Below are 1,081 nucleotides of genomic sequence, written 5' to 3'. Positions count from 1 at the left end.
CATCACGCCGGAACCCACCACGGTCATCATCACGACGGTACGAGGGCCGCTCATCACGGCGCTCGTAGCCGCCGCCCCGGCCGCCACGGTCACGATCGCGGTCATCGCGACGGAACCCACCACGGTCGTCACGACGATCGTCGCGGCGCTCACCCCGACGCTCATCGCGCCGATAGCCACCACGGTCATCGTCCCGGCGGAAGCCCGGCCGATCGTCACGGTCCCGGCGGAAACCGCCCTGGCGGAAGCCACCGTCGCGGTCATCACGGCGAGGCCCACGCGGCCGCTCGTCACGACGATCGTCCCGACGGTCATCACGACGATCGTCCCGGCGGTCATCCCGCCGGTCGTCCCGGCGCTCGTATCGCCCGGCGGGGCGGCCACCCCGGTCGTCACGGCGCCCATAGCCGCCGGGGCGGCCTCCGCGCTCATCGTCCCGACGCGGCCCACGCGGCCGGTCGTCCCGGCGATCATCCCGGCGCTCGTCTCGCCGGTCATCGCGGCGCTCATCGCGCCGGTGGCCACCACGGTCGTCATCGCGGCGGAACCCGCCACGGTCATCATCGCGACGCGGCCCGCGCGGCCGCTCATCGCGGCGGTCGTCACGCCGGAAACCACCACGACCGCCGTCGCGGCGCGGCCCGGAGCCGCGGGCCTCCCGCCGGTCGCCGGCGTCCTGGCGCCGCGGCTCGCGGCCCGACCGGTCGTCGGGAGAGTTGGTGGACATCGGCGTGACTCCTGTCTTCATGTACTTCAACCATTCTCCCGCACCGGTCGCACCGATGCGGGCCCAGCAAAAAACAAAAGGACCCTTGGTCCCAGCATGCACGCTGGGACCAAGGGTCCTTCAAAGATTGTTCGGCGGCGTCCTACTCTCCCACAGGGTCCCCCCTGCAGTACCATCGGCGCTGAAAGGCTTAGCTTCCGGGTTCGGAATGTAACCGGGCGTTTCCCTAACGCAATGACCACCGAAACCCTATCGGGTTCTAGCGAACAAGCACACTCTTCAATTAATTAAAGTGGAACTGATTCACCGGTGCGACTGTTCGCAACCCGGGAACCACACAGTGGACGCGAGCAT

Annotated in this window: 1 rRNA gene and 1 pseudogene; both read right to left on the bottom strand. The window is 69.0% G+C overall.

Annotation, left to right across the window (positions count from 1 at the left end):
- Positions 1-606: pseudogene (locus GWI24_RS44595) on the bottom strand (hypothetical protein); the annotation flags it as partial.
- A 250-nt stretch (positions 607-856) separates the two neighbouring features.
- Positions 857-973 (bottom strand): 5S ribosomal RNA (gene rrf / locus GWI24_RS44590).
- Between the last annotated feature and the right edge of the window lie 108 nt (positions 974-1,081).

Origin of the sequence: Streptomyces sp. MK37H (assembly GCF_018035285.1) — a bacterium.
In the GTDB taxonomy this organism is placed as follows: domain Bacteria; phylum Actinomycetota; class Actinomycetes; order Streptomycetales; family Streptomycetaceae; genus Streptomyces; species Streptomyces endocoffeicus.
This window is presented reverse-complemented; position numbering and strand designations above follow the sequence as displayed.